The sequence below is a fragment of the Roseateles sp. P5_B10 genome, from assembly GCF_056400485.1.
Genome location: NZ_JBFULE010000739.1, coordinates 1 through 2,624, shown reverse-complemented (window position 1 = coordinate 2,624; position 2,624 = coordinate 1). Strand labels below are relative to the sequence as shown.

Genomic DNA, 2,624 nt, shown 5'->3' with positions numbered 1-2,624 from the left:
GCTTTCGAACGCGAAGGCGCGGTGCGCGTCGAGCCGACCCGCCTGGTCGTGCTCAGCCGCGAGAAGCTGCTAGCAGCCGCATCCCGATAAGGCTGGCGCCGAGGAGACACGGCAGCCGGGCCTCGACTCGCAGAATGGACAGTTGGCGTTCTCTACCCAGACATCCATGGAAGCATTCACCGGCACCCGTCCCCTTGCCCAAGCCCTGGACACCACGGCTCTCGAAGCCTGGCTGGCCGCGCACATTGACGGCTTTGTCGGGCCCCTGGCCATCGAGCAGTTCAAGGGCGGCCAGTCCAACCCGACCTATCTGCTGAAGACGCCGGGGGCGCAATACGTGATGCGCAGCAAGCCCGCCCCCGTGGCCAAGCTGCTGCCGTCGGCCCATGCCATCGAGCGTGAATTCCAGGTCATGGGGGCKCTTGCCGGCACCGACGTGCCAGTGCCCGCCATGTACGCGCTGTGCGAGGACGAGGCCGTCATCGGCCGCGCCTTCTACGTCATGTCCTTCATGCCCGGCCGCGTGCTGTGGGACCAGAGCCTGCCCGGCATGACCCATGCCGAGCGCGCCGCCCATTACGACGAGATGAACCGGGTCATCGCGGCCCTGCACCAGGTCGACTTCAAGGCCGTGGGCCTCGCGGCCTACGGCAAGCCGGGGAATTACTTCGAGCGTCAGATCGGCCGCTGGAGCAAGCAATACCTGGCCTCCGTCACCGAGCCCAACCCGGCGATGGATTCGCTGCTGGCCTGGCTGCCGGCCCACATCCCGGCCTCGGCCCGCGACGAGAGCGAGGTGGCCATCGTCCATGGCGACTACCGCATGGACAACGTCGTCTTCCACCCCAGCGAGCCTCGCATCATCGCCGTGCTGGACTGGGAGCTTTCGACGCTCGGCCATCCGCTGGCCGACTTCAGCTACCACTGCATGAGCTGGCACATCCAGACCTCGGGCGCCGCGCGCGGCCTGGGCGGCAAGGATCTGGTTGCACTGGGCATTCCGAGCGAGCGCGAGTATGTGCAGCGCTACTGTGAGCGCACCGGCCGTGGGGACGCCGGCACCGTCATGGCCGACTGGAACTTCTACATGGCCTACAACATGTTCCGCATCGCGGCCATCGTGCAGGGCATTGCCAAACGCGTGGTGGACGGCACGGCCTCCAGCGACCAGGCCAGGGAGACGGCCAAAAGCGCCCGACCGCTAGCGGATCTAGCTTGGAGCTTCGCGGTGAAAGCGTGAGCCCCTCGCCCAGTTTCGCAACGCTGAACGCGCGCGAACCTGGTCGGYCCCCCTGGGGGACGGCGATGCTCGCCGGATTGACCGGCAAGCACATCGCCATGGCGGGCCGGCTCGGGAGCGGCCCAGCGCTCGACCCGCAACTCGTGCGCGTCAGGTCACATCCCCCGGGCGCGTCGAGGGCGTCCAGGCGATCGACGTCGTCGTCGGCCAGGCCCCGCTGTCTGACAGCCGCCCGTTCACGCGCTGCGCCTCACGCGCTGCGACTTCCAGCAGCTTCACCAGGGCCTGCAGCCTGGGCAGGTCGGCCTCACTCATTTCCGTGCGCAGATAGAGGTTGCCGCGCATCGCCATCAGCACGAAGGGATGGCCTTCGGGCAGCAGGTCCTGGCTGGCCTGAACCAGGGCTTCGCTGAGTTCGCCCTCGATCCACGCGCCGGTCAGATCCTTGGTCACGCCGACGATCCCATAGCGTTGGCGCAGCATCTGCGAGGCGGCGTTGTTGAACTTGGGGAACATCACCAGCCAGCGCATCTCTTCCGGCGTGTCGGTATCGACGCGGGTCTTGAGCGTGTCGGTGTAGGCCTCGAAGACAGCACGCTCAAGGTTCTCCATCAGCGCCCGGCACAGCACCATCATCTGCAGGTCATGGTGCAGGCCCATCTCACAGCGCATGCGCAGCTCAAAGCCGGGCAGATAGCTGCGCTGCGACACACCCCATTCGATGCGCAGCGGCCCCGGCGACGCCTTGGGCTGCTCGACGAGGAAGCCCAACCCGTCCCGCGTCTGCGTGAATCCGGCCCCGCGTGCCTCGGCCCAGTCCTCGATCGGACGCCAGCGCGACGCGTTGGCGCGCGTCACGAGCCAGTGCTTGACTTGCTTTACCACCATGAGTCGTGAGGAAGTCTGAGAATGGAGCCTGCTTGCTAGGCACACCGCATGGAGGCGACGAATGATTGAAGTGTATTCATGGCCCACGCCCAACGGCCACAAGGTGCACATCATGCTGGAGGAGTGCCGCCTCGCCTACCGGGTGCATCCCGTGGACATCGGCGCCGGTGAGCAGTTCGCACCCAACTTCCTCGCCATCAGTCCCAACAACAAAATCCCCGCGATCACCGACCCCGACGGCCCCGGCGGCCAGCCCATCTCGCTGTTCGAGAGCGGTGCCATCCTGCTCTACCTGGCTGGCAAGACGGGCAAGTTCCTGCCCGCCGACGTGCGTGGCAAATACGAGGTGCTGCAGTGGCTGATGTTCCAGATGGGCGGCGTCGGCCCCATGCTGGGCCAGGCGCATCACTTCCGCATCTACGCGCCCGAGAAGATCGACTACGCCATCGATCGCTACACCGACGAGGCCAAGCGCCTGTACAGCGTCATCAACAAG

Annotated in this window: 3 protein-coding genes; 2 read left to right on the top strand and 1 reads right to left on the bottom strand. The window is 66.4% G+C overall.

Annotated features, from left to right (window positions below; genetic code table 11):
* The first annotated feature begins 166 nt into the window (after positions 1 to 166).
* Positions 167 to 1,240, top strand: a complete 1,074-nt coding sequence (locus AC1DU6_RS26835; protein WP_477860841.1) for a phosphotransferase — start codon at positions 167 to 169, stop codon at positions 1,238 to 1,240.
* Positions 1,241 to 1,390: 150 nt separating this feature from the next.
* Here the strand turns inward: AC1DU6_RS26835 and AC1DU6_RS26830 are convergent, their stop codons facing one another.
* Complete coding sequence (locus tag AC1DU6_RS26830) at positions 1,391 to 2,128, bottom strand: hypothetical protein (protein WP_056195743.1); 738 nt, start codon at positions 2,126 to 2,128, stop codon at positions 1,391 to 1,393.
* Positions 2,129 to 2,189: 61 nt separating this feature from the next.
* Here AC1DU6_RS26830 and AC1DU6_RS26825 point away from each other — a divergent pair.
* The coding region (locus AC1DU6_RS26825) for a glutathione S-transferase N-terminal domain-containing protein (RefSeq protein ID WP_477860839.1) at positions 2,190 to 2,624 on the top strand (435 nt) is incomplete at its 3' end.

What these genes read in the sequence shown, in the direction of transcription:
- AC1DU6_RS26830 (WP_056195743.1), bottom strand. Translation starts at nt 2,128, where the DNA reads ATGGTGGTAAAGCAAGTCAAGCACTGGCTCGTGACGCGCGCCAACGCG.